The organism is Kineococcus sp. NPDC059986 (assembly GCF_040702905.1).
Classification (GTDB): domain Bacteria; phylum Actinomycetota; class Actinomycetes; order Actinomycetales; family Kineococcaceae; genus Kineococcus.
Genome location: NZ_JBFBND010000017.1, coordinates 60,172 through 85,985, shown reverse-complemented (window position 1 = coordinate 85,985; position 25,814 = coordinate 60,172). Strand labels below are relative to the sequence as shown.

Sequence of the window (25,814 nt, the reverse complement as noted above, 5' to 3'; positions counted from 1 at the left end):
GGTGAGCGAGCAGACGCAGGAACGGGCCGGGACGGCGCAGATCGGTGTGACGGGACTGGCGGTGATGGGCCGCAACCTGGCCCGCAACATCGCCCGGCACGGCTACGTGACCGCCGTGCACAACCGGACGGACGCCAAGACGAAGGCGCTCGTCGAGGAGTTCGGCGACGAGGGGACCTTCGTCCCCGGGTACACGACGCAGGAGTTCGTCGACTCCCTGTCCTCGCCCCGCACGATCATCATCATGGTCAAGGCCGGCGCCCCGACCGACGCCGTCATCGACGAGCTGGCCCCGCTGCTGTCCGAGGGCGACATCCTCGTCGACGGCGGCAACGCCCACTTCCTCGACACCCGCCGCCGCGAGGCCGCGCTGCGCGAGAAGGGCATCCACTTCGCGGGCGTCGGCGTCTCCGGCGGCGAGGAGGGTGCGCTGCTCGGCCCGTCGATCATGCCCGGTGGGTCGCGGCACGCCTACGACAAGCTCGGCCCGATCCTCGCCGACATCGCCGTGACGGTCGACGGCACCCCCTGCTCGACGCACGTCGGTCCCGACGGGGCCGGCCACTTCGTCAAGATGGTGCACAACGGCATCGAGTACGCCGACATGCAGCTCATCGCCGAGGCGTACGACCTGCTGCGCCACGGCCTGGGCCGCACCCCCAAGCAGCTCGCCGAGGTCTTCACGGCGTGGAACTCCGGCGACCTGGAGAGCTTCCTCATCGAGATCACCGCCCGGGTGCTCGAGAAGGACGACCCGACCCAGGCGGGCGTCCCGCTCGTCGACGTCATCCTCGACGAGGCCGAGCAGAAGGGCACCGGCCGCTGGACGGTGCAGACCGCGCTCGACCTCGGCACCCCCGTCTCCGGCATCGCCGAGGCCGTCTTCGCCCGCGCGCTGTCCGGTCACGCCGAGCAGCGCAAGGCCGCCCAGCCGGTGCTGCCCGGCCCGGCCGGTGGGGCCGAGGGCTCGGGCGGGTTCGTCGCCGAGGCCGACGCCGACCAGTTCGTCGACGACGTCCGCGCCGCCCTCTACGCCTCCAAGGTCGTCGCGTACGCGCAGGGCTTCGACATGATCCGCGCCGGGTCGCAGGAGTACGGCTGGGGCGTGGACCCGGGGGCCATGGCGACGATCTGGCGCGGCGGCTGCATCATCCGCGCCAAGTTCCTCGACCGCATCAAGGACGCCTACGCCAAGTCGCCCGAGCTGCCGTCGCTGCTGCTCGACCCGTACTTCGCCGACGCCGTCGCGCAGGGCCAGGAGGCGTGGCGCCGCGTCGTCGTGCACTCGGTGAACGCGGGCATCCCCGCGCCCGGGTTCTCCTCCTCGCTGGCCTACTACGACGGGCTGCGCCGGGAGCGCTCCTCCGCGGCCCTCGTCCAGGGGCTGCGCGACCTCTTCGGTGCGCACACCTACAAGCGCGTCGACCGCGACGGGTCCTTCCACGTGGAGTGGTCCGGCGACGGGTCCGAGTCGCAGGGCTGACCCGCCCGCACGACGACGGCGGTGACCCCGAGGGGGTCACCGCCGTCCGTGCGTCCAGGGGGTCGCCGGTCAGCGCGTCGCGTCGACCCGTTCGGCGCGCCGGCTGCGCACGCGCCGCGCCACGGCCCACACGAGGACCCCGGCGATCGCGGCGTAGAACGCGTAGTCGAGGTAGTGCCCGTACTGCTCGACCAGCTCGTACTGCGTGCCCAGCGCCATCCCGAGGCCGATGAGCAGGGCGTTCCACAGCCCGCTGCCGGCGACGGTGAAGAGCGAGAACTTCACCAGGTTCATGCGCGCCGCGCCCGCGGGCAGCGAGATGAGGCTGCGCACGCCCGGGACGAAGCGGCCCGTGAAGACGGCCATGCCCTCGTGCCGGTGGAACCAGTCGGCGGACTTCGTGACGTCCGAGCCGTCCATGAGCGGGACCTTCTCGGCGATCCGGGCGGCCCGGTCCAGGCCGACCGCGTGCCCGACCCAGTACAGGACGAGGGAGCCGAGGTAGGCCCCGAGCGTCGACAGCGCGAAGACCGCCACCGCGTTGATCGCCCCCGTCTGGACGAGGAACCCCGCCAGCGGCAGGACGATCTCGCTCGGGATCGGGGGGAAGACCACCTCGAGGAAGCTCAGCAGCCCCACGCCGGGGGCGCCGAGGGCGTCGACGGTGTCGAGGACGAACCCGGTCAGTCCGCCGGCCTGTGCGGCGGTCTCGGCCGTGGTGCTCATGCGTCGGTGTCCTCCGGGGGTGCGGGTGGGGGTCCTGGCTCATCACTCTGCTCGTCACGCAGCTCGTCCCGCAGAACGCGCGAGCCCGCGCAGAAGTGCCGGGCGTCGGCGTCGAGGACCAACCGGGCCGGGGCGACACCCCCGGACAGGGCCCGGACGAGGGCCCGCTCGGGCAGCTCGGCCTGGGAGGCGACGAGCAGGGCGTTGCCGTACCGGCGGCCCCGGAACATCCCCGGTTCGGCGAGGACGGCGGCGTGGGCGAAGACCTCGAAGGCCGTCGCCAGCTCGCCGCGCGCGTGCGGCATCGGCGGCCGGTCGGCGAGGTTGGCGATCCACAGGCCCCCGGGGGCCAGCACGCGGTCGACCTCGGCGAGGAACTCCACGGTCTGCAGGTGGTCCGGCACCCGGTCGCCGGCGAACGCGTCCCGCACGACGACGTCCTGGCTCGCCGCGGGCAGGGGGCCCAGGCCCTCGCGGGCGTCGGCGGCCCGCAGCTTGAAGCCCGCCGGGCCGCTGGCGCCGAAGCTGCGCCGGTAGACCTCGACGAGGTCGCCGTCGACCTCCAGCACGAGCTGGCGCGACCCCGGCCGCGTCGCCGCCAGCCAGCGTGGGAAGGCGCACCCGGCACCGCCGAGGTGGGTGGCGCGCAGGGAGCCGGGGGAGTGCACCGCGTCCAGCACGGCCGCCGTCCACTGGTGGTACTCGAAGACGAGCCGGGTGGGGTCGGCGACGTCGACGTAGGAGCTCGGCACGCCGTTGACGAGCACGGTCCAGCCGTCGGGGTCGTCCGGGTCGCGTTCGAGGCGCACCGTGCCGGTGGCGATGGGCTCCTCGCCCTCGACGGGAGTCGCGACCCCGGTCGCGGTGGGGCGCGTGCCGCGCGGACGACGGGTGGGGCGGGGTCGGTCGGGCACCGGGCGATCCAACCAGCCGCAGCGGGCAGCTCCAACCGGGCCTCGTCGACGTGCCCAGCTCGGCGGGCCCAGCGGGTCGCGCCCCCGCGGTCGGCCGGCGCGAGGGGGACTGAAGTTCTCGCGCGTCCGTGCCGAGGAGGAAGCATGTCCACCTTCCTGGAGATGTGCCTGCTCGCGCTGTTCGTGGTTCCCTTCCTGCGCGACCGCCGTGCCCTGCGTCGCCACCTCGACCCCGCGCGCTTCCCCCAGGCCGACCGGCCGCCCGTGGCCTCCACCCAGCGCGTGCCGCGTCCGTGGGCTCGCCGCCGGTACGTCGAGGACGGCGTCGCGGACGTCGTCGCTTACCTCAGCGAACAGGATCCTGCCCGCTGAACGCTGCGCCGGAACGGTTTCCGGCTGGCGGACCGGCCGGCAACGGCTAGCCTCGTCGCCGTGAGCAGCCACGAGAAGACCACCCCGTCCGACGTCGACGAGCCCTCCGCGCTGGAGCGTCGTTCCGCCGACCTGGTGACGCGGCTGCTCAAGGTGGGGATCGACGGCCTCGGCCCGTTCGACAGCGCCGCGAAGGTCGCGCAGGCCGCCCGCGCGGACCACCCGAGCACCGAGTCGGCCGTGCACGCCGTCGTGCGCCAGCACTCCCGCCTCGTCGCGGGGAACGGGTTCGTCACCGGGCTCGGTGGCCTCTTCACCCTACCGGTGTCGTTGCCCGCCAACGTCTTCGGCTTCCACGTCCTCGCCGTCCGCGCCGTCGCGGCCATCGCCGAGCTGCGCGGGTACGACACGACGAAGCCAGAGGTGCGCTCGGCCGTCCTGCTGACCCTCGTCGGGGCGGACGCCACCGAGGTGCTCAAGTCCGCAGGGCTGCCGACGGGGGGCCGGCTCGTCGGCCTGGTGACCTCCCGCGTGCCGCGGCCGGTCCTCATGCTGATCAACAAGGGTGTCGGTTTCCGCATCATCGCCAAGTTCGGCACGCAGGGTCTGCTGCGGCTGCCGCAGCGCGCGCTGCCCGTCGTCGGCGGTGCCGTCGGTGCCGGTCTGGACACCGTGATGTTCCGCCGCATCACCAAGAACGCCGAGAAGGCGCTCCCGCCGCTCGGCAGCGCCGCCGCCCAGGCGGTCGAGGGCTCCGCGTGAGCCGTGGCCGCTCCCTGGGCCCGGGGGCCCTGCGGGCGGCCCCCGCACTCGGACCCCGCACCACGCTGCGGTTGCGGCTGCTGCCGTGGATGGTGCGGGACACCCTCACGGGGCGCTGGGCGGGGGCCGGTCGGCGCCGCCTGGTCGGGGCGGCCCTCGGCACCGCCTACCTCCTCTCGCCCGTCGACGCCGTCCCGGAGCTGTGGACGCCGGTCGTGGGCCTGCTCGACGACGGTCTCGTCGCGGCCTTCGTCGTCACCTCGGTCCGGGCTGCCACGTCTGACTACGTGCGCCGCGGGGGACGACGGGGTCCGCGTCCGGACGTCGCGCACCGGGCAGATGACGCGTCGGACACAGGGGTCCTGGTGGCCAGACCACCAGGGCCCCGGTGATCGCTGCCTCGCGCGCGGCTGCGCAGTGGCCGCCCGTCACCTGGGGCGTGGTGTCGACGCCCGGCGCACTCAGGACAGCAGCGTCAGCACCGTGGCCGCGTGGAGGTCGACGGCATCGCGACCCTCGACGCCGATGCAGTGGGAGAAGCGGCGAGGGATGCTTCCGGTCACCTCGGTCACCTCGGTCACTGCGGTCCCCGTCAGCGTGGCACGACGTCGGGTGGTCCGGACTCCGGCGCGGCGGGGGGCTGGTCCCGGTACCGGCTGCTCGTGGTGCGGAACGATCACTGCGGCGCAGGGATCGTGAGTGCCTGCAGTCTCGGATCGGTCACGATGGCCCGCAGTGCCTCGGTGGTGATCTCGGAGTCCTTCGGGTAGGCGCTGTCGACGGGGATGTCGGGGGCGGCGATGGAACCATTGGCCCCGATCGTTCGGCCATCGGGGAAGTAGAGCGCCGCGAACGGCTGCACCGGTCGTGCGGGCGCGGGCATCGATCCCAGTTGCACCAGGGTCCCCCGTGTTCCCACCGTCAGGACGCTGCCGTCGGCCATCGTCTGCTGCGAACACGAGACGGTGTCCTCACAGATCACATCCAGACCGCTGAGGTCCTTGGGGGTGGCGTCTCGATCCACATCGATCCCGAGGGTGACCGCCGGCGAAGTGGCGGTGGTGGTCGCCTCCCAGATCAGGGTCGTCGTGTCAGGCGTTCGCCAGCCTTGGGCGCTGCCGGCGGCGGACCAGCCCGGTAGGTGTGTCTGGACGACGGTGCCGATGGTGTCAGCGGCCGCGGCGGTCACGCTGGGCTCGATCTCCACGGCCCCGCCTTGATCGGTCTTCAGCGGTGTCGGGGTGGGTTCGGACTGCCCCAGAACGGGACCAGCCACGGACAGGCCCAACGGGGCCGGATCCAGCAGGCGCACACCACCCACGGCCCCGCCGGTCACAAGGAGGGCTGCCAGCGCACCGATGCCCCACCGGGTGCGGCGTTGTTGCCGGCGCAGTCGCAGGCGGCCGTGGCCGGTGGCCTCGGCGATGAAGGCGCCGGAGTCCTCGACGCTCCCAGCGGCGACACGCAGTTGCTCGCGCAGGGCGCTGGTGAAGGGGTCGTGGGTCTGCGTGGTCACGAGCGCGTCCAATCCACGAGGGAGGGGGAGGAGGTGCGGGGCCCCGACGGGGTGGGCCGGGATGGGTCCTCGACAGGGTCGGGCAAGGCTTGGCGCAGCCTGGCCAGGGCGCGGGAGGCCTGGCTCTTGACGGTGCCGACGCTGATGTCGAGCAGGTCGGCGACCTGCTCGTCGCTGCGGTCGTCGAGGTAGCGCAGGACGATGACGGCGCGTTGCCTCGGTGGCAGGGGGCGCAGGACCGCGAGGAGGTCGGCGCGCTGCTCGAGGTCGAGCAGCGGCTGGGAGGGTTCAGCTCCGGCGAGGTGGTCGTCGACGTCGCGGACGGCTTCGTGGCGGTGTGAGCGGCTGCGCCAGCGCGAGGTGGCGGTGTTGGCCAGGGCGCGGCGGGCGTAGGCGCTGGGGTCCTGGATGCGGGGCCAGTGGGCGTACATCTTGGCGTAGACGTCCTGGAGGAGGTCTTCACCGATGTGGAAGTCGCCGGCCAGCAGCCGGGCGATGCGCCGCAGCTGTGGTGTCGCTTCGTTGGCCCAGGAGGTGAAGTGCTCTTCCCGGTTCATGTCGTCCACACTGCCCTGACGCAGGATCCTCAGGATCTGGTTGCACGGCACAGCCGTGGTCCTGGGTCAGCCCGTCCGCGCAACGACGTGCCGCGACTGTCGGGACCGACGTGCACGGGTCGTGGACGGACGCGGTGCGGGCGCACCGGTGGGACGTGACGACGCCGATGAGGGGACCAGCGGTCGACGCGGCGCGGCTCGTGCGGGAGGCCGGGTTGCCGAAGTGGGACGGACGACGTGGGTGACGTTGCCGCGGTGGCCGTGGCCGCGGAGGACGTCCTCAGTGCGGTCGGCGTGCCCCGCTGGCCGCGACGTCCGGTGGGTCGGAGTAGTGGATCTCGTGGGCTGCTCTCGTCTGCTTCACCCGCTTCGTCCGCGGGGGCAGCAGTGTCGTGGGGAGCCGGGCGAACAGCCTCTGCACGTGCTGGAGGAGTCGCCTCACCGCCGTGCCCGACCTGGAGTCATGGCACCACGGTCCTCCACCCGACAGCTCCTGACCACGGTGGCGCGGTGGACGGTCCCGCCGCGGGTCGAACCCGTCTCCACAAGGCCGCACCGGCCCGATCCGGCGCCGTCCTGTGGACAGCCGGCCGTGGCCGTCGGCCGCTCCCCGCAGGGTGGCGCCGTGACCTCCGCCGCCCGTCCCGCGTCCGCCCCGGCCCCCCTCGTGGCCGCCGGTCCCGCCGACCTCCTCGCCGTCGTCCCCTACCGGCTGGGGTTCCACCCGGCCGACTCGGTGCTCCTGCTCGAACTCCTGGCGCCCGACGCCCGGACCGGCCGGCAGACCCTCGGCCTCGTCGTGCGGGGCGACCTGCCCCCGGCGGCCGAGGGGGACGCCCTGCGCGTCGCCGCCGAGGCCGCGGCGCAGGCGTGCCTGCGGCTCGTCCGGCGCGCGGCCCGGCCGACGTCGGAGGTGCTCGTCGTCCTGTACGACCCCGACGCCCGCGTGACGTCCGACGGCCTCCTGCCCGGTGCCCGCGCCGCCGCGACGCTCGAGGCCGTGCGCTCGGGCCTGGAGCCGCCGCCGGGGGGAGTCGGTCCCCGGGCGGGGGACCACCTGCTCGTCGGGGGCGGCCGCTGGCGGACCCTGAGCTGCGCCGGCCCCTGCTGCCCGCGCCAGGGCGAACCCTGGCCCCCCAACGGGACGGCCGGTCCGGGGGGTGCGTCGCGGTTGCCCGCGGAGGCGGTCTGGCGGGGTTTCACGGCGGCCCCGGACCGGGCGGCGAGCCTGCCGCAGCTCACCCCGGCCGACCCCGCGCGGTGCGCCCGGGCCGCGGTGGCGCGGCGGGAGCCGGTGCCGCCTGCGCAGGCCCGCGCGCTGGTCCTGGCCTTCGACCGCGCCGTGGACCGGCAGGTGGGGGGTGGTGGTGCCACGGAGTTCGACGCGGCCTGGTGCGGCCGCCTCCTGCGCGCCCTCGACCGCCTCGAGGTGCGCGACGCGCTCCTGCTGTCGGGCTCCCGTGGACCGAGCACTCCGAGGGGCCGCAAGCACCTCCTGCGCCCGCCCGGGGCCGCGCCGTCCGCGGTCGGCGCGGTCCACCTCCGCCGCGCGCTGGACGACGAGGCCGACCCGGTGCGCGCGGCGGCGGCCGCCGACCTCGCCGTGCAGGTGGCCCGGTGCGGCGCGACCTCCGGCGGTGGCGCCGAGGCCTGGGCCGCGGCCGCCTGGCTGGAGTGGACCGCGGGCCGCCCGGCGCGGATGGCGGCCTGCGTGGAGGAGGCCTTGCGCCAGGACCCCGGCCACCGCCTGGCGGGCGTGCTCGCCGTGGCGGTGCGCGACGGCGTCGGCCCCTCCCGGCCGGGGCGAGCCGCCCGGGCCGGCTGAGTCCCGTGCCACCGGCACCGGTGCGGGCCGGCCCCCGACCGCGTAGTACGGTCACCGATTGTCTACGACGTTGGAGGGTGCGGCATGGGGATCGTCGTCGGGTACGTGGCCAACCCCGAGGGGAGGGCCGCGCTGGAGCGGGCCGGCCGCGCCGCCGTCCGCCTCGCCGCCCCGCTGGTGGTGGTCCACAGCCGCCGACCGGGCCGGGAGGTGGACGCCCAGGAGGCCGAGCAGCTCGCGGCCGTGCACGAGCGTGTGCGCGGCGAGCTGGAGCAGGCCGGCCTCTCGGTCGAGCTGCGCGAGGTCCCCGACTCCGACGACCCCGCCGACGACCTCATCACGGCGGCGGAGGACTCCGGAGCCTCGCTCATCGTCATCGGCCTGCGCCGTCGCACCCCCGTCGGCAAGCTCATCCTGGGGGCCAGTGCTCAGCGGATCCTGCTCGACGCCCCCTGTCCCGTGCTGGCGGTCAAGCCCGAGGACTGAGGTCCCCGGGACCCGACCGGACACGCCCGTCACGGCCCCACGGGTGGCGTTGCGCCACCTGGTCCGCCGATCCGTGCCACAATCGGCGTTTGTCTCCCACGTGGGCATAAGCACCCGCCCGCCGGTGTTGACGTTGTCGACTGCTGCCCGCGCAGTCCCGTTCCGCCCACGACGAAAGGCAGTCCGTGTCGTCGGTACCGACCTCCCGGCCGCTCCCGCCAGAGTTCGCTTCCGCTCCGTTCCAGGAGCTTCTGCAGCACGGAACCACCCACGGCTACGTCGATGCGCAGTCGGTCCGGGTGGCGTGTGAGGACGCCCAGCTGCCCGTGCAGCGCATGAAGGCCGTCCTCCGCGCCCTCGACGACAACGGGATCACCGTGAAGGTGCCCGCCGAGGCGCCCAAGCGGGCGGTCGCGGCGGCTTCGGCCCGCCGCACGACGTCCACGGCGACGGCCACCAAGACGGCGCGCCCGGCCGCCAAGCGCGCCGCGGCCCCGGCCCAGGACGAGGACGGCGCCCTCGCAGCGCCTGCCCCGGCTGCCGCCGCCAAGACGGCGACGAAGGCTCCGGCCAAGACGGCGGTCAAGAAGGCCACCGCCAAGACGGCCACCAAGGCTCCGGCCAAGACGGCCGCCAAGTCCGGGTCCTCCGACGAGGGCGACGAGCCCGCCGACGAGCAGCTCGAGGACGTCGCGGCCGAGGACGTCGCGGCGGACGAGGACACCGCGACGGAGACGCCCGAGGACGGTGCCGCCAAGAAGAGGACGTCCGGCGCGTTCGTCCTGCGCGACGACGACGATGACGACGCCCCGGCCCAGCAGGTCTCGACGGCCGGCGCCACGGCCGACCCGGTCAAGGACTACCTCAAGCAGATCGGCAAGGTCGCCCTCCTCAACGCCGAGCAGGAGGTCGAGCTCGCCAAGCGCATCGAGGCCGGCCTGTTCGCCGAGGAGAAGCTGCACTCCGGCGACGAGATCGACCCGATCTTCAAGCGCGAGCTGTGGTGGATCAGCGAGGACGGCCGTCGCGCCAAGAACCACCTCCTCGAGGCCAACCTGCGTCTCGTGGTCTCCCTGGCCAAGCGCTACACCGGCCGCGGCATGCTCTTCCTGGACCTCATCCAGGAGGGCAACCTCGGGCTCATCCGTGCGGTCGAGAAGTTCGACTACACCAAGGGCTACAAGTTCTCGACCTACGCGACGTGGTGGATCCGGCAGGCCATCACCCGCGCCATGGCCGACCAGGCCCGCACCATCCGCATCCCGGTGCACATGGTCGAGGTCATCAACAAGCTCGCCCGTGTCCAGCGGCAGATGCTGCAGGACCTGGGCCGCGAACCCACTCCGGAGGAGCTCGCCAAGGAGCTCGACATGACTCCGGAGAAGGTCGTCGAGGTCCAGAAGTACGGCCGCGAGCCCATCTCGCTGCACACGCCCCTCGGCGAGGACGGCGACTCCGAGTTCGGTGACCTCATCGAGGACTCCGAAGCGGTCGTCCCGGCGGACGCCGTGAGCTTCACGCTCCTGCAGGAGCAGCTGCACTCGGTGCTCGACACCCTCTCCGAGCGCGAGGCCGGCGTGGTCTCGATGCGGTTCGGCCTGACCGACGGTCAGCCGAAGACGCTCGACGAGATCGGCAAGGTCTACGGCGTGACGCGTGAGCGCATCCGGCAGATCGAGTCCAAGACGATGTCGAAGCTGCGGCACCCGTCGCGCTCGCAGGTCCTGCGGGACTACCTGGACTGACGTCCCACCCACGAGCGGCCCGACCGGACCTCCGGTCGGGCCGCTCGTGCGTCCAGGCCTCTTCAGGTTCCGCCACGCCACGCCACGCCACGTCACGTCACGTGCCGGCCGCGCGCCGGCTGCGTTCGGCCAGGACGGCGAAGGCCGTGCGCAGGGCGGCGGGGGAGACGTCCTCGACGTCGGCGTCGAAGCGGCCCACCGCCGCCGCGAGCGCCACCCAGGACCACGAGCCCAGCGAGAGCCGGCTGCGGCCGTCGCCGAGGTCGACGAGGGTCCCGTCCCCGACGAAGGGTGCGAGCTCGGCGGCGGGCCGGCGCAGGACCACCTGCCCGGCGACGGGCCACGCGTCCCGGACGGTCGACCCCTTGAACCGTGCCTCGACGAGCGCCGCCGGGTCCCCACCGGGCACGGGCCGCGGGACGAACCGCGGTCCCGTGGGCACGAGCGGCTCGACCCCGTCGAGGCGGTAGGTCCGCCAGTCGTCCCGGTCGAGGTCCCACGCCAGCAGGTACCACCGGCCGCGGCGGTGCAGCAGGTGGTGGGGTTCGACGCGGCGGGTCGCGTCCCGGTGCCGCAGGCGCAGCACCTCCCGCGCCCGCACGGCCGCCCCCACGGCCAGCAGCACGTCCATCGCGACGGCCGGGCCGTCCCCGGGCACGACGACGACGTCGGCCAGCGCCTCGACGCGGTGCCGCAACCGCGACGGCAGGACCTGCCCCACGGTCGCGAGGGCCCGTTCGGCCGCCTCCCCGAGCGGTCCTCCCGCCCCGGCGGTCGTCCGCAGGGCGACGACGAGGGCGACGGCCTGGTCGTCGTCGAACAGCAGGGGCGGCAGGTCCTGCCCGGCCGCCAGGCGGTACCCGCCGTCGGGACCCTTGGCGGCGGCGACGGGGTAGCCGAGCTCGCGCAGCCGGTCGACGTCGCGACGTACCGTGCGGGCGCTGACGCCGAGCCGCTCGGCGAGGAGCTGCCCGGGCCAGTCGCGGCGCGCCTGCAGCAGCGACAGGAGGGTCAGCAACCGTCCGGGGGTTCCGCTCACCCCTCCAGGATGGCCCGAGAAGCGGCCAGAACCTGACCGCTTCGTCCGCGAGAGTCGTCCTCGACGCCGGGAACACCCCCGGCCGGACGAGGAGGAACGACGTGACCGTCACGACCACCACCCACCTGAACTTCCGCGGCCAGGCCCGGGAGGCGCTGGAGTTCTACGCGGGCGTCTTCGGCGGGACGCCGACGCTGGTCACCTACGGCCAGGCGCACGACCCGCGGGGCCGGCCCGAAGACGTCGTCTGGGGCGAGGTGGCCGCACCCGGCGGGGTCCACGTCATGGCGTACGACGTCCAGACCGGACGGGACTTCGATCCCGGTGTGAACGCGGTCTACGTCTCGCTGCGCTGCGAGACGGCGCAAGAGGTCACGCAGGCCTACGACGGGCTGGCCGACGGCGCCCGGCACGTCCGGACCCCGCTGGGGCCCTCGGCGTTCTCCCCGCTGTACGGGATGCTCACCGACCGCTTCGGGGTGACGTGGGTCGTGGACCAGCGCGTGGAGTTCAGCGCAGGCTGAGCGCCCCGACGACCCACACGGCGCTCGCCAGCAGGGCGGCGGAGCTCTCCAGGGCCACGCTCAACCCGACGTTCTTGAGCGCCGTGACCGTCGAGCCCCACGCCCGGCGAGCCCGGTCGGGGACGTCGGTGGCGCCGGCGAGCTCGCCGAGGAAGACCCCGAGGACGAAGCCCAGGGGCAGTCCGAGGACGGGGACGACGAAGAAGCCGACGACGCCGAGGACGGCGCCGAGCAGCAGGGTCCGCGGGCGGATCCCCGCCCGGGTCATCCGGCGGCCGGGCAGCAGGTACATCGCGACCTGCCCGGCGGCCAGCAGGACGGCGACACCGGCGAACCACACCCACGCGGTGCCGCCCTCGGCGACGGCCCACACGAGCGCCGCCAAGCCGATGAGGACGGTCCCCGGCAGGACCGGGACGACGATGCCGACGAGGCCGACGGCGATCGCCGCGGCAACGACGACGAGCCCGGCGTCACCCATGGTGACGCCGGGCTCGCCGGTCGTGAGTGGTCTGGATCAGCGCTCGTCGGGAGCCGCGGTGGCGGTGGTCGCCACGAGCTTCTGCGACTCGTCGTGGATGTCCGCTCCGGCGGCGCGCAGGGCGTCGCGGTGCTCGCGGCCGTGGTGGGCGCAGAAGAGGAGCTCACCACCGGCGGAGAGCTGGACCCGGACGTAGGCCTGTGCACCGCACCGGTCGCACCGGTCCGAAGCGGTCATGTGGGTCGGGCTGAGGGTGGTCATGGCGGTGGTCATCCCGCGACTCCTTCCGGGTCGTGCACGCTGGCGGGCAGCTGCTGCTCCCGTCATCACTCTTCCCCAACCTTCGGCAGCGCGCGCGCGTTCCCACGCCGTTGGAGCAACCCGTTCGCTCGTAGCGGAGGTGTCATCGGTCACACCGGGCCTCCCGAGCGCCTCCCCGGGCCCCCGTCCACGGCCCCGTAGGCTGCCGGGGTGACTCCCCCCACCCCGTCGACAGGTCCTTCCGGCCCCGGTGCCGAGGACAGGTACACCGCGGCGAACCTGCTGGTCCTCGAGGGTCTCGAGGCCGTCCGCAAGCGGCCGGGGATGTACATCGGGTCGACGGACTCGCGCGGTCTCATGCACTGCCTGTGGGAGATCATCGACAACGCCGTCGACGAGGCCCTGGGCGGGCACTGCCAGAACATCCTCGTCGTCCTGCACGCCGACGGGTCGGTCGAGGTCCACGACGACGGCCGCGGCATCCCGGTCGACGTCGAGAAGCGCACGGGCCTGTCGGGCGTCGAGGTCGTCTTCACCCACCTGCACGCCGGCGGAAAGTTCGGCGGCGGCTCGTACTCGGCCTCCGGCGGGCTCCACGGGGTCGGCGCCAGCGTCGTCAACGCGCTGAGCTCCCGGCTCGACGTCCAGGTCGACCGCGGTGGCAAGACGTACGCCACGAGCTTCCGGCGTGGGGCGCCCGGCCGCTACGCCGGTGACGGCCCGGACGCGCCCTTCACCCCGGCCACGGGCCTGGAGGTCGTCGGTCGCGCCAAGCGCGGGACGACCGGCACGCGCGTGCGCTACTGGGCCGACACGCAGGTGTTCCTCAAGGACGCCGAGTTCTCCCACGACGACCTCGCCGCCCGCGCGCGCCAGACGTCGTTCCTCGTGCCGGGGCTGCGCATCGTCGTGCGCGACGAACGGTCCGGCGAGCCGACCGAGGAGGTCTTCCAGCACGACGGCGGGATCGGCGAGTACGTCGAGTTCCTGACCCCCGACGCCCCCGTCACCGACGTGTGGCGGCTGCAGGGGGACGGCACGTTCACCGAGACGGTGCCCGTCCTCGACGACTCCGGCCACATGGACATGCAGGACGTCGAGCGCCAGTGCGCCGTCGACGTCGCCCTGCGCTGGGGTACGGGCTACGACCCGACCGTCCGGACGTTCGTCAACATCATCTCCACGCCCAAGGGCGGCTCCCACCTGGCCGGCTTCGAGCAGGGCCTCTACGCGGCCGTGAAGGCCCAGGTCGACGCCCAGGCCCGGCGCCTGAAGGTCGGCAAGGACGAGAAGCTGGAGAAGGACGACGTCCTCGCCGGGATGACCGCGGTCATCACCGTGCGGCTGGCCGAACCGCAGTTCGAGGGCCAGACCAAGGAGGTCCTGGGCACCGCGGCCGTGCGCGCCATCGTCCGCAAGGTCGTCGAGACCGAGCTGACGGCCGTGCTGACCAGCGGCAAGCGCGAGGACAAGGCGCAGGCCACGGCGGTCCTGGACAAGGTCGTCACCGAGATGAAGTCGCGCATCTCCGCGCGCCTGCACAAGGAGACGCAGCGCCGCAAGAACGCGCTGGAGAGTTCGTCCCTGCCGCCCAAGCTCAAGGACTGCCGGTCCGACGACGTCGGCAACACCGAGCTCTTCCTCGTCGAGGGCGACTCCGCGCTGGGGACGGCGATGGGGGCCCGCGACTCGGAGTACCAGGCGCTGCTGCCGTTGCGCGGCAAGATCCTCAACGTCCAGAAGGCGTCCGTCACGGACATGCTGAAGAACGCCGAGTGCGCCTCGATCATCCAGGTGGTCGGCGGGGGATCGGGCCGCAGCTTCGACCTGTCGTCGGTGCGCTACGGGAAGATCGTCCTGATGACGGACGCCGACGTCGACGGCGCCCACATCCGCACGCTGCTGCTGACGTTGTTCTTCCGCTACATGCGGCCCCTCATCGACGCCGGTCGCGTGTTCGCCGCCGTCCCGCCCCTGCACCGCGTCGAGGTCAACGGCGCGGGGCGACGGGAGCGGGAGGTGATCTACACCTACTCCGACGCCGAGCTGCGCCGCGTGACGGCCGACCTCACGAAGCGGGGCCGGACCTACAAGGACCCGCAGCGGTACAAGGGCCTGGGGGAGATGGACGAGGACCAGCTCGCCGAGACGACGATGGAACGCGCGCACCGCACGCTGCGCCGCGTCACGGTCTCGGACGGGGCGGTCGCCGAGCGCGTCTTCGAGCTGCTCATGGGCAACGACGTCGCGCCGCGCAAGGACTTCATCATCGCCGGCGCCGAGAACCTCGACCGGGACCGCATCGACGCCTGACCGCGACCACCACCGACGCCCCTCGTCCTGCCCGGACGAGGGGCGTTCTGCGTTCCGGACGACCCGGATGTCCGTTTGGGTCCGAAGTGTTGACTTCCTGCCCGCTTCGGGCGTAGAACTGTCGCAGCCCGGGAGACCGGGCCGCTACCCACCCGACGAGGACGTCAGCAACGACGAGGACGTCAAGCAGGAGCACCCACAGATGTACGCACCGGAGCGGCACCAGACGATCCTGGACGCGGCGCGCGGCGCCGGCCGGGTCGAGGTCGCCGCCCTGGCCGACCTGCTCGACGTGACACCGGAGACCATCCGGCGCGACCTCACGGTCCTCGAACGCCGCGGCGTCCTGCGCCGCGTGCACGGCGGGGCCATCCCCGTCGAACGGCTGGGCGCCGAGCTGGCCGTCCCCGAACGCCAGGACGTCGCCGGTCCGGAGAAGGACCGCATCGCCCGCGCCGCCCTGGCCGAACTGCCCGACGGCGGCACCCTGCTGCTCGACGCCGGCACGACGACGGCCCGCCTGGCCGAACTCCTGCCCACCGACCGCGAACTCGTGGTCGTCACGCACGCCCTGCCCATCGCCCAGGTCGTCGCCCAGGCGGTGGCGAACCGCCCGAACCTCACCCTGCACGTGGTGGGCGGCACCGTCCGCGGCCGCACCCTGGCCGCCGTCGGGGTCTGGGCCGAACGGGCCCTCGCCGAGGTGTTCGCGGACGTCTGCTTCCTCGGGACGAACGCCCTCACCGTCGAGCACGGGCTCACCACCCCCGACCTCGCCGAGGCCGCCGTCAAGCGCTGCCTCATCTCCTCCGCCCGGCGCACCGTCGTGCTGGCCGACCACACCAAGTTCGGCCGGGACGACTTCGCCCACGTCGCAGACCTGGAGGCTGTCGACACCGTGATCACCGATTCCGCGACCGACCCCGAGATCCTCGGGGACGTCGAGGCCGCAGGCCCCCGGGTCGTGCGCGCATGAAGGTCCTGACCGTCACCCCGAACCCCAGCGTCGACCACACGGTCGAACTCGCCGTCCTGACGCGCGGTGAGGTCCACCGCGCCCTGGCCGGTTCCGTCGAGGCCGGCGGCAAGGGCGTCAACGTCGCCCGCGCCCTGGCCCGGCACGGCCACACGGCCACCGCCGTCCTGCCCTCCGGCGGTGTCGACGGGGACCGCCTCGAGGCGCTCCTGGCCCCGCAGCGGGTGCGCGCGCTGACCGTTCCCATCGCCGGGACGATCCGTACGAACACCACCGTCGTCGAGGCCGACGGCACGACCACCAAGCTCAACGAACCCGGACCGGAACTCACCGCGCAGGACGTCGACGCGTTGCAGCGCAGCGTCGTCGACGGCCTGCAGGCCGGCCCGGACTGGTTCGTCAGCAGCGGTTCGCTCCCGCCGGGAGCCCCGGTCGACCTGCACGCGCGGTTCGTCGCCGCGGCCCGGCGGGCCGGCGTCCGCTCGGCCGTCGACACCAGTGGCGCCGCGCTCGCCGCGGCCGTCGACGCCGCTCCCGACGTGCTGAAACCCAACGAGGACGAACTCGCCGAACTGCTCGGCCGCGAACTGCACACCGTGGGCGACGTCGTGACGGCCGCCACGGAACTGCGCGGTCGCGGTGTCGGCGAGGTGCTCGTCAGTCTCGGCGGCGCGGGGGCCCTGCTCGTCGGGGACGACGGTGTCGTGTGGGCGGGCGGGGAACCCCTCGTCCCGCTGAGCACCGTCGGCGCCGGTGACTGCACGTTGGCGGGTTTCCTGCACGCCTGCGGTTCCCCGGCGGACCGCCTCGCGACGGCCGTGGCCTGGGGCCGCGCCGCCGTCCTCCTCCCGGGCAGTTCCGTGCCGGGCGACTCCGAGACCACCCGCGCGGCCACCGCCGTCCGGACCCTGACCGATCCCGATCCCGACACCCTCGTGAAGGACCTGCAGCGATGACCGACCTGACCGCCCCCGAACTCGTCCTCACCGACCTGGTGGCGACCGACCGCATCGACGCGACGCGTCAGCTGGCGCAGACGCTGGCCGACGCCGGGCGGGTCACCGACCTCCAGCAGTTCCTCACCGACGTCGCGGCCCGCGAGGAGCAGATGGCCACCGGCATCCCCGGCGGCATCGGCCTGCCCCACGCCCGGTCCACGGCCGTCACGGTGCCGAGCCTGGCCGTCGGCCGCGTCGTCTCCGGCGAGCGCATCGACTGGGGCGCCCCCGACGGTCCCGCGAACCTCGTGTTCCTCATCGCCGCGCCCACCGAGGGCGAGGCCGACCACCTGCAGATCCTCGCGGCCCTGGCGCGCAAGCTCGTGCACGTCTCCTTCCGCGAGTCCCTCCTCGCGGCCCCCGACGCGGCGGCCGTGTCCTCGATCGTCCTGACGGAGGTGTACGGACGATGAAGTTCGTCGCGATCACCAGCTGCCCCACGGGCATCGCCCACACGTACATGGCCGCCGAGGCCCTCGAGCAGGCCGGCAAGGCCGCGGGGCACGACGTCCAGGTCGAGACGCAGGGGTCGGCGGGCTCGGCCCCGTTCGACCCGGCCGTCATCGCCGCGGCCGACGGCGTCATCTTCGCCGCCGACCTCGAGGTCCGCGACAAGGACCGCTTCGCCGGTCTGCCGTTCGTCGACGTCGGGGTGAAGAAGGCCGTCGCCGACGCGCCCGGCGTCCTGGCCGCCGCGATCGCCGCCGTCGAGGCCGCGCCCAAGGGGTCGACCCCGGCGCCGGCCGCCGGTCCCGCCCTGGCCTCCAAGGTGACCTCGAACGCCGGTGCCGCGACCCGCGTCCGGCAGTGGCTCATGACCGGGGTCAGCTACATGATCCCGTTCGTCGCCGCCGGCGGGATCATGATCGCCCTCGCCTTCCTCATCGGCGGGTACCAGATCTCCTCCGTCAAGGCCACCGACCTCATCTCCGGGTTCGACCCGCTGTCCGGTCACGACTGGGCCGGGTTGCTGTTCGTCCTCGGTGGGGCGGCCTTCGGGTTCCTCGTCCCGGTCCTGGCCGGGTTCATCGCGTTCGGCATCGCCGACCGTCCGGGCATCGCGCCCGGTTTCGTCGGCGGCACCATCGCGGTGACGGTCGGCAGCGGGTTCCTCGGCGGCCTCGTCGCCGGGTTCCTCGGCGGTTTCGTCGCCCTCGCCCTGGCCCGCCTGAAGGTCCCGAACGCGGTGCGCGGCATCATGCCCGTCGTCGTCATCCCGCTCGTGGCCACGTTCATCACCGCCGGCGCCATGCTCGTCGTCCTCGGACGGCCGATCGCCTGGCTCATGGACGAACTCACCGCCGGTCTGAACTCGCTGTCCGGCAGCGGCATCGTCCTGCTCGGTGTCATCCTCGGCGTCATGATGGCCGCCGACCTCGGCGGGCCCATCAACAAGGTGGCCTACACGTTCGCGACGACCGGCCTGGCCACCGTCGCGACGTCCTCGGGCAGCCCGGTGGAGCTGAAGATCATGGCCGCCGTCATGGCCGCCGGCATGACCCCGCCGCTGGGCATCGCCCTGGCGACGTTCCTCCGCAAGAACCTCTTCACCGAGGCCGAACGGCAGAACGGCAAGGCCGCGGTCCTGCTCGGTGCGTTCTTCATCACCGAGGGCGCGATCCCGTTCGCGGCGGCCGCCCCGCTGCGCATCATCCCCGCCGCGATGATCGGTTCCGGTCTCACCGGTGGTCTGACGATGGCCTTCGGCAACACGCTGCGTGCCCCGCACGGCGGGATCGTCGTCTTCGGCCTCGTCGGCCAGCCCCTGCTGTACCTGGTGGCGATCCTCATCGGGACCGCCGTCACCGCCGCGGCCGTCATCGTCCTCAAGGGCCTGCACCGCAAGGCCCCCGAGGCCCAGGCCACCCCCGCCGCCGCCCAGCCCGCGACCGTCTGACCCGGTCGAGCAAGGAGAGTTCCCGAGATGAGCACCCGCACCGCCACCGTCGCCTCCCGCGTGGGACTGCACGCCCGCCCCGCCTCGCTGTTCGTCCAGGCCGCCGCGGCCACCGGCCTGCCGGTGACCGTCGCCGTCGGCGACGGCGACCCGGTCGACGCCCGCAGCATCCTCATGGTCATGGGTCTGGGCGCCAAGCACGGCGACCAGGTCACGCTGACCGCCGAGGGGGACGGCGCCGACGCGGCCCTGGACTCCCTCGTCGCGCTGGTCGAGACCGACCACGATGCCTGACGTGCTGTCGGGCGTCGGGGTGGGGACGGGCGCCGCGGTGGGGACGGCCGTCGTCCTCGCTCCGGCCGCCCGCCCGCCGGCCGGTGAACCGGCCGACCCCGCCGCCGGCCCCCGCGTCCGCGAGGCCTTCGACGCCGTCGCCGCCGAACTGCGCCGCCGGGCGCAGACCGCCGGCGGGACGACCGGGGAGGTCCTCGAGGCCACCGCGCTCATGGCCGCCGACCCCGGGTTGCTGGCCGTCGTCGACCAGCGCCTGGCCGCCGGTTCCGGTCCGGCCACCGCCGTCGACGAGGCCGTCGAGCAGTTCTGCGCGGTCCTCGCGGCGAGCGGCCCGTACCTGGCCGAACGCGTCACCGACCTGCGCGACGTGCGCGACCGCGTCGTGGCGCGCGTGCTGGGGCTGCCCGAACCCGGTGTCCCGCAGCTGCACGGCCCCTCGGTCGTCGTCGCCCGCGACCTCGCCCCGGCGGACACGGCCGCGCTCGACCTGTCGCTCGTGGTCGGCATCGTCACCGAACTCGGCGGCCCGACGAGCCACACCGCGATCATCGCGGCGCAGTTCGACATCCCGTGCGTCGTCCGCGTCGCCGGGGCGCTGGACCTCGTGGCGGGCACCGAGCTGGCGCTCGACGCGCGGGCCGGGACCGTCACCCCCGACCCGTCCGCCGGGGTGCGCGAGGAGATCGCCGGCCGCCGCGCCGCGCGGGCCGCGCTCGCGTCGTCCGCCGGCGGCCCGGGGCGCACGGCCGACGGCACGGCGGTCCAGCTGCTGGCCAACGTCGGGACCCTCGAGGACGCCGACCGGGCTGCGGCGCAGGACGTCGAGGGCGTGGGCCTGTTCCGCACCGAGGTCCTGTTCCTCGACCGGGCGAGCGCGCCCACGCTGGCGGAGCAGACCGACGCCTACGCCCGGGTGTTCACCGCCTTCGGCGACCGCAAGGTCGTCGTGCGGACGCTGGACGCCGGTGCCGACAAACCGCTCGCCTTCGTGGACGTCGCGGCCGAGGAGAACCCGGCGCTCGGGGTCCGCGGGTTGCGCACGTCGCGCCGCCACCCCGAACTGCTGGCCACGCAGCTGGCCGCCCTCGCGGCCGCCGCCGAGCGCACCGGGACGCAGCCCTGGGTCATGGCCCCCATGGTCTCGACCCCGGCCGAGGCCGCGGAGTTCGTCGCGCAGGCCCGTGCCGCGGGGCTGCGGACGGTCGGCGCGATGGTGGAGGTTCCCGCGGCCGCGCTGCGCGCGCAGCGGCTCGTGGCGGCCGGGCTCGACTTCGTGAGCCTGGGCACCAACGACCTCACGCAGTACGCCATGGCGGCCGACCGGCTCGAGGGCGACCTCGCGGACCTGCTCGACCCGTGGCAACCGGCTGTGCTGCAGCTGGTCCAGGCGACCGGCACCGTCGACGTCCCCGTGGGCGTGTGCGGCGAGGCCGCACGCGACCCGCTGCTGGCCCTCGTGCTCGTCGGTCTCGGCGTGCGCAGCCTGTCGATGGCGCCCGCGGCCGTCCCGGCCGTGCGGTTCGCCCTGTCCCGCACCGACCTCGGAACGTGCGTGAAGATGGCCGAGGCGGCGCTGGAGGCTGACTCGCCGCAGGACGCGCGCGAGGCGGCGGCGCGTTCGGCCGACGCGGACGTGCTCGCGTTGTAACCTCGGTCCAGGATCCCTCGGCGGGACGTCCCCCCGGCCTCGCCGAGGGATCCGCAGGACTCGAGTGCAGTGGTGGTGGAGGTGTCGGACGTGCCCAGGGTCGTCGTCACGACGGCGGGCGGCGTGCGCGGCCGGGCCGCGGACCGTGGTGTCGTCAGTTTCCGCGGCGTTCCGTACGCCGCCCCTCCCGTGGGTCTGCGGCGCTTCGCCGCCCCCGCCCCGGTGGAACCCTGGGAGGGCGTGCGCGAGGCGCGCGACCCTTCGCCCGTCGCCCCGCAGGACCCGCGCTCCGGGTACGGCTGGTCGCCTGGCGCGGGTGACGACCACCTCACCGTGGACGTGCACGTCCCCGCCGACTTCCCCCGCGACCTGCCGGTCCTCGTCTGGATCCACGGCGGCGGCTGGGTCTCCGGCTCCGGGTCGGCCCCCGGCTACCACCCCGGAGCGTGGGTGCGCCGGGGTTTCGTCGTCGTCTCGATGAACTACCGGCTGGGGTTCGAGGGGTTCGGCGCCGTGCCGGGGGCTCCGCACAACCGCGGTCTGCTCGACCAGGTGGCCGCCCTGCGCTGGGTGGCCGAGAACGTGCGGGCGTTCGGGGGCGACCCCGACCGCGTGACGATCGTCGGTCAGTCGGCAGGAGCGGCGTCGGTGGCGGCCCTGCTGTGCGCCCGCGACGCCCGGGGCCTGTTCCGGCGCGCGATCGCGGCCAGCGTCACGGGGGAGACCTACACGGTCGCGCAGGCCGAACGCATCGCCGAACGGGTCGCCCGCGCCGCCCGCGTCCCCGCCACCCGCGAGGGTTTCGCGGGGTTGCCGCCCGTGCGGCTGCTCGCCGCCTCCGACGCCGTCGCGCAGGACCTGGCCGCCGACCCGGACGCCGGGGTGCGCGGGTCCGTGCCGCTGCTGTACCACCCCGTCGTGGACGGCGACGTCGTGACCGGTCCGTTCATGGAAGGTGCCCACGCCGGGGGCGACCCGGCCGTCGACCTGCTCGTGCAGACCGTCGCCGATGAGTGGACGCTGTTCTCCCGCAGCGGGTTCGCCCCCGTGGCCACGTCCTTCGAGCAGGTCGCCGAGTTCGCCGTCGCGGTCGGGCTGCCCGCCTCGGCGGTGCAGGACTACCGGACGCTGCTGCCCGACGCCGACCCCGGCCACCTCGGGGACGCCCTGCTGTCGGACGCCCTGTTCGCCGAACCCTCGCGCCGCTTCGCGCGCTCCCACACCGCCCGCGGGGGACGGACCCACCTGGCCCGGTTCACGTGGCGCTCGCCTGCGCTGGGGGGCCGCTACGGCGCGACCCACGGCCTCGACCTGCCCTTCGCCTTCGGGAACCCGCAGGCGATGGAACTCTTCCTGCACGCGGTGCCCGTCCTGCCGCTCGCCCGCCGCGTCCCGCGCGTCGGCGCCCGCGTGCGCGGGGTGTTCCCGACCCCGGCGGCCGCGGCCCTGTCGCGCCGGATGGTGGCGGCGTGGACCGGCTTCGCCGCCACGGGGGACCCCGGGTGGCCGCAGATCTCCACCGACGGTGTCCCCGTCCAGGTGTGGGGTTCGCGCGACCGGCTCGAACGCGCCCGCGACCCGCGCGAGGACCTCTTCGCCGACGTCGAGTTCCGCCCCTACGACGGGGCTGTGACGCTCGTCTGACGCGGCCGTACGGGACGACTGCACGCTGAGCCCCGGAGACGGTCGTCCGGGCGGTTCCAGGCGCCTGGTCGCAGACGTCTCGTCCGCGCGGACCGCGGATCAGCCCCAGGGCACCCCGTGCACGACGTGGTGCGGCGAGCGGCCCGCGCGGGCGTCGGCCAGGAGGCGTTCGACGTCCTGGTCACCGAGGTCGGCCGTCGTCGACCAGCCGTCCGCGACACCGACGACGCGCACGTCGCCGAACCTCACGTCGGTGAACGAGCCGCCCAGGACGTCGAGCACGCGGTCGTCGAGTTCCCCGGCGAGCAGGGCGCCGCCGTCGTCGCAGGCGTCGCACCCGCACACCGGGAGCCGGACCACGGGCACCGCCGGATCACCGGCGCCCACCTCGACGCCTCCCTCCCGCCCGTGCGCGACGACGAGGAGGGGAAGGGCGGACGTCGACCACGGGCGCAGCCACCACGTCGCCGTGGGCGTCTCGGTGGCGCGGTCCTGCTCGGGGAACGGATCACGCCACACCGCTCCCCGTGCCGGCTCGACGCGCCCCAGCCCCCGCTCCACCACCACGGCGGCCCAGAGCTGCAGCCGCTCGTGCAGCACCCGGTACTTCCCGGGGTTCAGGCAGCGGCTGTACTCCTCCTGCAGCGGCGTGCGGTCGGCGTGCGGCGCGGGCCACATCCGGTCCCGGGGTTGCAGGGCGTCCACCTGAGCGCGCAGTCCCGAGAGGTCCACGGGCGGAGCGTAGACCGCTACCGTCGAACGGTGACGACGTCGCGCACCCGCCCCCCGCGCTCCGGGATCCTCGCCGCCCTCCGTGAGGTCGTCCTCGTCGTGGCCGTCGCCGTCGTCGTCTCCGTCGTGGTCAAGACGTTCCTGCTGCAGGTGTTCTGGATCCCGTCCGGGTCCATGGAGCAGACCCTCGACGTGGGGGACCGGGTCGTCGTCTCCAAGCTCACCCCGGGTCCGTTCGCCCTGCACCGCGGCGACGTCGTCGTCTTCACCGATCCCGGTGACTGGCTCCGCGGGCAGCCCGCCCCGCCGCCGCGGGGGCCGCTGCCCCGGGCCCTGTCGAGCGTCGGGCTGCTGCCCCAGGACTCCGGCGACCACCTCGTCAAACGGCTCATCGGCCTGTCCGGGGACCACGTCGTGTGCTGCGACGCGACGGGCCGGCTCTCGGTCAACGGGGTCCCCGTCGACGAGACCGGGTACCTCGCCACCGGGGCGCGTCCCAGCGAGGTCCCCTTCGACGTGACCGTCCCCGCCGGTCAGCTGTGGGTCATGGGGGACAACCGGCAGGACAGCGGGGACTCCCGCGTCCACGGGTTCCTGCCCGCGGACGAGGTCGTCGGCCGGGCCGAACTCGTCGTGTGGCCCCTGCGGCACGGCAAGCACCTCGGCACGCCGGGGGCGTTCGCGGACGTCCCCGCACCCCGGCCGTAGCCGGGGGCACCGGTCGGGACGTAGCGTCGTCCGGTGCCCGACCTGGATCACGACCACGCCGACGACCACGCCGACGACCACGACCCCCTCCCCGCCGCCCTGTCCCGGCGGTTGTCCACCGAACCCGCCGACGTCCGCCGCGCGCTGACGGTGCTCGGTGAGGTCCTCTCCGGCGGCAGCCGCTCGACGACGACGGCCAACGGGTTCGTCGAGACCCACCTGCGCCTGCCGCACACGGCGCTGGTCTCCGAACGCGTGGACCTGACGAACACGCGCGCCGTGTCCGTGGGTGCGGCGCTCGCCGACCTCGTGGACCTGCACGGTGCCGTCCTCGGTCCCGTCGAGGACGACGAACCTCCCACGTGGCAGCGCATCGACCTGCTCGACGAGCACGTCTCGGTGCCCACTTCGGCGGCGGCGTTCTTCCCGGCCGGCACCGCCACCGACGCCGACGTCGTCGTGCAGCTGGCTGAGCACGAGTACGAACCGCAGCCGGCGTCGCTGCGGGTGCTGTCCCGGCCCGGGGACCACGCCGCCGCGCGCACGCTCGCCGACGCCCTGCTCGCCACGGCGCGGCGGGACAAGGGGTTCTACCGCGGCCGGGTGCTGCACGCCGACGCCCACCTGCCGCTGAAGCTGAAACCCACCGCCCTCGGTCCCGGCGGGCGCGAGGACCTCGTGCTGCCCGCGCACGTGTGGACCGAGATCGACGCGAACGTCGCGGCGCTGACCTCGCGCGCGGACCTCCTGCGCTCCCTGGGGCTCGGCACGAACCGCGGGGTGCTGCTGGCCGGGCCACCCGGCGTGGGGAAGAGCGCCCTGAGCCGCGTCGTCGCCCGGGAACTGGCCGGCGGGTTCACCGTCATCATCGTCGACGCGGCCGCGGCCTCCAGCGTGCTGCGGCAGGTCTACCGGGAGACCACCGACCTCGGCCCCTGCGTCGTCGTCCTCGAGGACGTCGACCTCTACCTCGGGGACCGCAAGGCGGGCGCGCGGGGGACGGCGCTCGCGGACTTCCTCGCCGTCCTCGACGGCACGGAGGAGTACCGCGACGTCCTGACCCTGGCGAGCACGAACGACCCCTCCGCCCTCGACGCGGCCGCGACCCGGTCGGCGCGGTTCGACGCCGTCGTCCACCTCGCCGCGCCCGACCGCGAGGCGTGCGAGGCGATCCTGCGCCGGTTGTTCGGCCGGTTCGGCGGGGACTCCCCGGACGCCGGCGTCGACTGCGCCGCGGTCGCCGCGCACCTGCCGCCCGGGGTGACGGGGGCGGACCTGCGGGAGATCGTGCGTCGCACGGTCCTCGGCCACGGGGACGCCCTCACCACCGACGCCGTCCTGCAGGTGGTCCGCGACGGCCGGTGGCAACCCGCACCCCTGACGGGCAACTACCTCTGAGGGGTCACGGGTCGAGCCCGGTCGCCCCGTCGAGCAGTTCCCGGCCGACGTCGGCGTGGCCGGCGTGCCGCGCCGACTCCTGCAGCAGGTGGAAACCGATCCAGGCCAGGGTGGGCCGGGTCCCCGTCCCGCCGTAGTCCCGCGCGGCCGGGGTCGCCGGGTCGTGCGAGCGGAGCACCCGCAGGGAGTTCTCGTGCTCGGCGCGGTGGAAGGCCGACAGGCTCTCCACCGTGGCGTCGGGTCCGGGGACCCACTCCTGCTCCGCGCTGCCCGGCCAGGAGAAGTCCACCGCCTCACCGCAGAACACGTGCCGGATCCAGAACCGGCGCGTGCAGGCCGAGTGCTGCACGAGCCCGAGCAGTGACCACCCCGAGGGGACGGCGGGGGACCGGACCTGCGCCTCGCTCAGGCCGACCAGCCGTCGCAGCAGGACCTCGGCGTACCAGTCCAGGTACCCGGCGCACAGCCCGGTCGGATCGGACAGCAGCGGGGAGGGTTCCCCGGCGAACGGCACG

27 protein-coding genes are annotated in these 25,814 nt (G+C 74.3%); 18 read left to right on the top strand and 9 right to left on the bottom strand.

Annotated features, from left to right (window positions below):
* Position 1 precedes the first annotated feature (1 nt).
* Complete coding sequence (gene gndA / locus AB0637_RS14415) at positions 2 to 1,483, top strand: NADP-dependent phosphogluconate dehydrogenase (protein ID WP_366173111.1); 1,482 nt, start codon at positions 2 to 4, stop codon at positions 1,481 to 1,483.
* Between the two features lie 69 nt (positions 1,484 to 1,552).
* Here the strand turns inward: gndA and AB0637_RS14410 are convergent, their stop codons facing one another.
* Both AB0637_RS14410 and AB0637_RS14405 read right to left on the bottom strand, forming a co-directional pair.
* Positions 1,553 to 2,209 (bottom strand): DedA family protein, encoded by a 657-nt coding sequence (locus AB0637_RS14410; protein ID WP_366173110.1) that lies wholly within the window; start codon positions 2,207 to 2,209, stop codon positions 1,553 to 1,555.
* Positions 2,206 to 3,123, bottom strand: a complete 918-nt coding sequence (locus AB0637_RS14405) for a fused MFS/spermidine synthase (RefSeq protein ID WP_366173109.1) — start codon at positions 3,121 to 3,123, stop codon at positions 2,206 to 2,208. Before AB0637_RS14405 ends, AB0637_RS14410 begins: the two co-directional genes overlap by 4 nt.
* A gap of 144 nt (positions 3,124 to 3,267) precedes the next feature.
* On the opposite strand from AB0637_RS14405, the gene AB0637_RS14400 reads away from it, so the two are divergent.
* Genes AB0637_RS14400 through AB0637_RS14390 form a run of 3 tightly spaced genes read left to right on the top strand, consistent with a single transcriptional unit; the run spans position 3,268 to position 4,649 of the window.
* A complete protein-coding gene (locus AB0637_RS14400; RefSeq protein ID WP_366173108.1) occupies positions 3,268 to 3,495 on the top strand; it encodes a hypothetical protein in 228 nt (75 codons plus the stop codon).
* 60 nt (positions 3,496 to 3,555) lie between these two features.
* Complete coding sequence (locus AB0637_RS14395; RefSeq protein WP_366173107.1) at positions 3,556 to 4,257, top strand: EcsC family protein; 702 nt, start codon at positions 3,556 to 3,558, stop codon at positions 4,255 to 4,257.
* Entirely contained in the window at positions 4,254 to 4,649 is a 396-nt protein-coding gene (locus AB0637_RS14390) for a YkvA family protein (protein WP_366173106.1), read from the top strand. Before AB0637_RS14395 ends, AB0637_RS14390 begins: the two co-directional genes overlap by 4 nt.
* A 284-nt stretch (positions 4,650 to 4,933) precedes the next feature.
* On the opposite strand, the gene AB0637_RS14385 is transcribed toward AB0637_RS14390, so the two are convergent.
* Complete coding sequence (locus AB0637_RS14385) at positions 4,934 to 5,773, bottom strand: hypothetical protein (RefSeq protein ID WP_366173105.1); 840 nt, start codon at positions 5,771 to 5,773, stop codon at positions 4,934 to 4,936.
* On the bottom strand, positions 5,770 to 6,330 hold the full coding sequence (locus AB0637_RS14380; protein WP_366173104.1) for a SigE family RNA polymerase sigma factor: 561 nt from the start codon (positions 6,328 to 6,330) through the stop codon (positions 5,770 to 5,772). The genes AB0637_RS14385 and AB0637_RS14380 overlap by 4 nt, the downstream gene beginning before the upstream one ends.
* A gap of 625 nt (positions 6,331 to 6,955) precedes the next feature.
* On the opposite strand from AB0637_RS14380, the gene AB0637_RS14375 reads away from it, so the two are divergent.
* The 3 genes from AB0637_RS14375 to AB0637_RS14365 all read left to right on the top strand — a co-directional run bounded on the left by AB0637_RS14375 (position 6,956) and on the right by AB0637_RS14365 (position 10,386).
* Positions 6,956 to 8,155, top strand: a complete 1,200-nt coding sequence (locus tag AB0637_RS14375; protein ID WP_366173103.1) for a DUF4192 family protein — start codon at positions 6,956 to 6,958, stop codon at positions 8,153 to 8,155.
* A gap of 84 nt (positions 8,156 to 8,239) precedes the next feature.
* The gene (locus AB0637_RS14370; RefSeq protein WP_366173101.1) at positions 8,240 to 8,641 is read left to right on the top strand and encodes a universal stress protein; all 402 of its coding nucleotides are present in this window, start codon (positions 8,240 to 8,242) and stop codon (positions 8,639 to 8,641) included.
* Positions 8,642 to 8,892: 251 nt separating this feature from the next.
* Positions 8,893 to 10,386, top strand: a complete 1,494-nt coding sequence (locus AB0637_RS14365; RefSeq protein ID WP_366173134.1) for an RNA polymerase sigma factor — start codon at positions 8,893 to 8,895, stop codon at positions 10,384 to 10,386.
* Between the two features lie 97 nt (positions 10,387 to 10,483).
* On the opposite strand, the gene AB0637_RS14360 is transcribed toward AB0637_RS14365, so the two are convergent.
* Positions 10,484 to 11,425, bottom strand: a complete 942-nt coding sequence (locus AB0637_RS14360) for a WYL domain-containing protein (RefSeq protein ID WP_366173100.1) — start codon at positions 11,423 to 11,425, stop codon at positions 10,484 to 10,486.
* 101 nt (positions 11,426 to 11,526) lie between these two features.
* Here AB0637_RS14360 and AB0637_RS14355 point away from each other — a divergent pair, with 101 nt between their 5' ends.
* Positions 11,527 to 11,949 carry a VOC family protein gene (locus tag AB0637_RS14355; protein ID WP_366173098.1) on the top strand — a complete coding sequence of 141 codons (423 nt, stop codon included), beginning with the start codon at positions 11,527 to 11,529 and terminating at the stop codon, positions 11,947 to 11,949.
* Here AB0637_RS14355 and AB0637_RS14350 read toward each other — a convergent pair.
* Together AB0637_RS14350 and AB0637_RS14345 are read right to left on the bottom strand one after the other, a co-directional pair.
* Positions 11,936 to 12,430, bottom strand: coding sequence for a DUF456 domain-containing protein (locus AB0637_RS14350; protein WP_366173097.1), 495 nt, complete (start codon positions 12,428 to 12,430; stop codon positions 11,936 to 11,938). The genes AB0637_RS14355 and AB0637_RS14350 overlap by 14 nt on opposite strands.
* 36 nt (positions 12,431 to 12,466) lie before the next feature.
* The gene (locus AB0637_RS14345; RefSeq protein ID WP_366173096.1) at positions 12,467 to 12,703 is read right to left on the bottom strand and encodes a hypothetical protein; all 237 of its coding nucleotides are present in this window, start codon (positions 12,701 to 12,703) and stop codon (positions 12,467 to 12,469) included.
* Positions 12,704 to 12,901: 198 nt separating this feature from the next.
* Between AB0637_RS14345 and AB0637_RS14340 the strand changes: the two genes are divergently transcribed.
* From AB0637_RS14340 to AB0637_RS14305, 8 genes are all read left to right on the top strand, one after another.
* Positions 12,902 to 15,004, top strand: a complete 2,103-nt coding sequence (locus AB0637_RS14340; RefSeq protein ID WP_366173095.1) for a DNA topoisomerase IV subunit B — start codon at positions 12,902 to 12,904, stop codon at positions 15,002 to 15,004.
* A gap of 202 nt (positions 15,005 to 15,206) precedes the next feature.
* Positions 15,207 to 15,980 (top strand): DeoR/GlpR family DNA-binding transcription regulator, encoded by a 774-nt coding sequence (locus tag AB0637_RS14335; RefSeq protein ID WP_366173094.1) that lies wholly within the window; start codon positions 15,207 to 15,209, stop codon positions 15,978 to 15,980.
* Positions 15,977 to 16,936, top strand: a complete 960-nt coding sequence (locus AB0637_RS14330) for a 1-phosphofructokinase family hexose kinase (protein ID WP_366173093.1) — start codon at positions 15,977 to 15,979, stop codon at positions 16,934 to 16,936. The genes AB0637_RS14335 and AB0637_RS14330 overlap by 4 nt, the downstream gene beginning before the upstream one ends.
* The gene (locus AB0637_RS14325) at positions 16,933 to 17,391 is read left to right on the top strand and encodes a fructose PTS transporter subunit IIA (RefSeq protein ID WP_366173092.1); all 459 of its coding nucleotides are present in this window, start codon (positions 16,933 to 16,935) and stop codon (positions 17,389 to 17,391) included. The genes AB0637_RS14330 and AB0637_RS14325 overlap by 4 nt, the downstream gene beginning before the upstream one ends.
* Positions 17,388 to 18,875, top strand: a complete 1,488-nt coding sequence (locus tag AB0637_RS14320) for a fructose-specific PTS transporter subunit EIIC (RefSeq protein WP_366173091.1) — start codon at positions 17,388 to 17,390, stop codon at positions 18,873 to 18,875. Before AB0637_RS14325 ends, AB0637_RS14320 begins: the two co-directional genes overlap by 4 nt.
* A 27-nt stretch (positions 18,876 to 18,902) precedes the next feature.
* Complete coding sequence (locus AB0637_RS14315) at positions 18,903 to 19,169, top strand: HPr family phosphocarrier protein (protein ID WP_366173090.1); 267 nt, start codon at positions 18,903 to 18,905, stop codon at positions 19,167 to 19,169.
* Complete coding sequence (locus AB0637_RS14310) at positions 19,162 to 20,817, top strand: putative PEP-binding protein (RefSeq protein ID WP_366173089.1); 1,656 nt, start codon at positions 19,162 to 19,164, stop codon at positions 20,815 to 20,817. Before AB0637_RS14315 ends, AB0637_RS14310 begins: the two co-directional genes overlap by 8 nt.
* A gap of 90 nt (positions 20,818 to 20,907) precedes the next feature.
* Entirely contained in the window at positions 20,908 to 22,461 is a 1,554-nt protein-coding gene (locus AB0637_RS14305; protein ID WP_366173088.1) for a carboxylesterase family protein, read from the top strand.
* Between the two features lie 99 nt (positions 22,462 to 22,560).
* Here AB0637_RS14305 and AB0637_RS14300 read toward each other — a convergent pair whose 3' ends face one another.
* On the bottom strand, positions 22,561 to 23,193 hold the full coding sequence (locus AB0637_RS14300; protein WP_366173087.1) for a DUF6226 family protein: 633 nt from the start codon (positions 23,191 to 23,193) through the stop codon (positions 22,561 to 22,563).
* A 30-nt stretch (positions 23,194 to 23,223) separates the two neighbouring features.
* On the opposite strand from AB0637_RS14300, the gene lepB reads away from it, so the two are divergent.
* Together lepB and AB0637_RS14290 are read left to right on the top strand one after the other, a co-directional pair.
* Positions 23,224 to 23,901, top strand: coding sequence for a signal peptidase I (lepB, locus tag AB0637_RS14295; protein WP_366173086.1), 678 nt, complete (start codon positions 23,224 to 23,226; stop codon positions 23,899 to 23,901).
* A 33-nt stretch (positions 23,902 to 23,934) separates the two neighbouring features.
* Complete coding sequence (locus tag AB0637_RS14290) at positions 23,935 to 25,299, top strand: ATP-binding protein (protein ID WP_366173085.1); 1,365 nt, start codon at positions 23,935 to 23,937, stop codon at positions 25,297 to 25,299.
* A 4-nt stretch (positions 25,300 to 25,303) separates the two neighbouring features.
* On the opposite strand, the gene AB0637_RS14285 is transcribed toward AB0637_RS14290, so the two are convergent.
* The gene (locus AB0637_RS14285; RefSeq protein WP_366173084.1) at positions 25,304 to 25,813 is read right to left on the bottom strand and encodes a DUF664 domain-containing protein; all 510 of its coding nucleotides are present in this window, start codon (positions 25,811 to 25,813) and stop codon (positions 25,304 to 25,306) included.
* Position 25,814: the final 1 nt, after the last annotated feature.

Excerpts from the sequence above, each read along its gene's own strand:
- AB0637_RS14320 (WP_366173091.1), top strand. The coding sequence starts at position 17,388 with ATGAAGTTCGTCGCGATCACCAGCTGCCCCACGGGCATCGCCCACACG.
- AB0637_RS14400 (WP_366173108.1), top strand. The coding sequence starts at position 3,268 with ATGTCCACCTTCCTGGAGATGTGCCTGCTCGCGCTGTTCGTGGTTCCC.
- AB0637_RS14410 (WP_366173110.1), bottom strand. The coding sequence starts at position 2,209 with ATGAGCACCACGGCCGAGACCGCCGCACAGGCCGGCGGACTGACCGGG.
- AB0637_RS14350 (WP_366173097.1), bottom strand. The coding sequence starts at position 12,430 with ATGGGTGACGCCGGGCTCGTCGTCGTTGCCGCGGCGATCGCCGTCGGC.
- AB0637_RS14345 (WP_366173096.1), bottom strand. The coding sequence starts at position 12,703 with ATGACCACCGCCATGACCACCCTCAGCCCGACCCACATGACCGCTTCG.
- AB0637_RS14380 (WP_366173104.1), bottom strand. The coding sequence starts at position 6,330 with ATGAACCGGGAAGAGCACTTCACCTCCTGGGCCAACGAAGCGACACCA.
- AB0637_RS14310 (WP_366173089.1), top strand. The coding sequence starts at position 19,162 with ATGCCTGACGTGCTGTCGGGCGTCGGGGTGGGGACGGGCGCCGCGGTG.
- AB0637_RS14315 (WP_366173090.1), top strand. The coding sequence starts at position 18,903 with ATGAGCACCCGCACCGCCACCGTCGCCTCCCGCGTGGGACTGCACGCC.
- AB0637_RS14370 (WP_366173101.1), top strand. The coding sequence starts at position 8,240 with ATGGGGATCGTCGTCGGGTACGTGGCCAACCCCGAGGGGAGGGCCGCG.
- AB0637_RS14330 (WP_366173093.1), top strand. The coding sequence starts at position 15,977 with ATGAAGGTCCTGACCGTCACCCCGAACCCCAGCGTCGACCACACGGTC.
- AB0637_RS14335 (WP_366173094.1), top strand. The coding sequence starts at position 15,207 with ATGTACGCACCGGAGCGGCACCAGACGATCCTGGACGCGGCGCGCGGC.
- AB0637_RS14325 (WP_366173092.1), top strand. The coding sequence starts at position 16,933 with ATGACCGACCTGACCGCCCCCGAACTCGTCCTCACCGACCTGGTGGCG.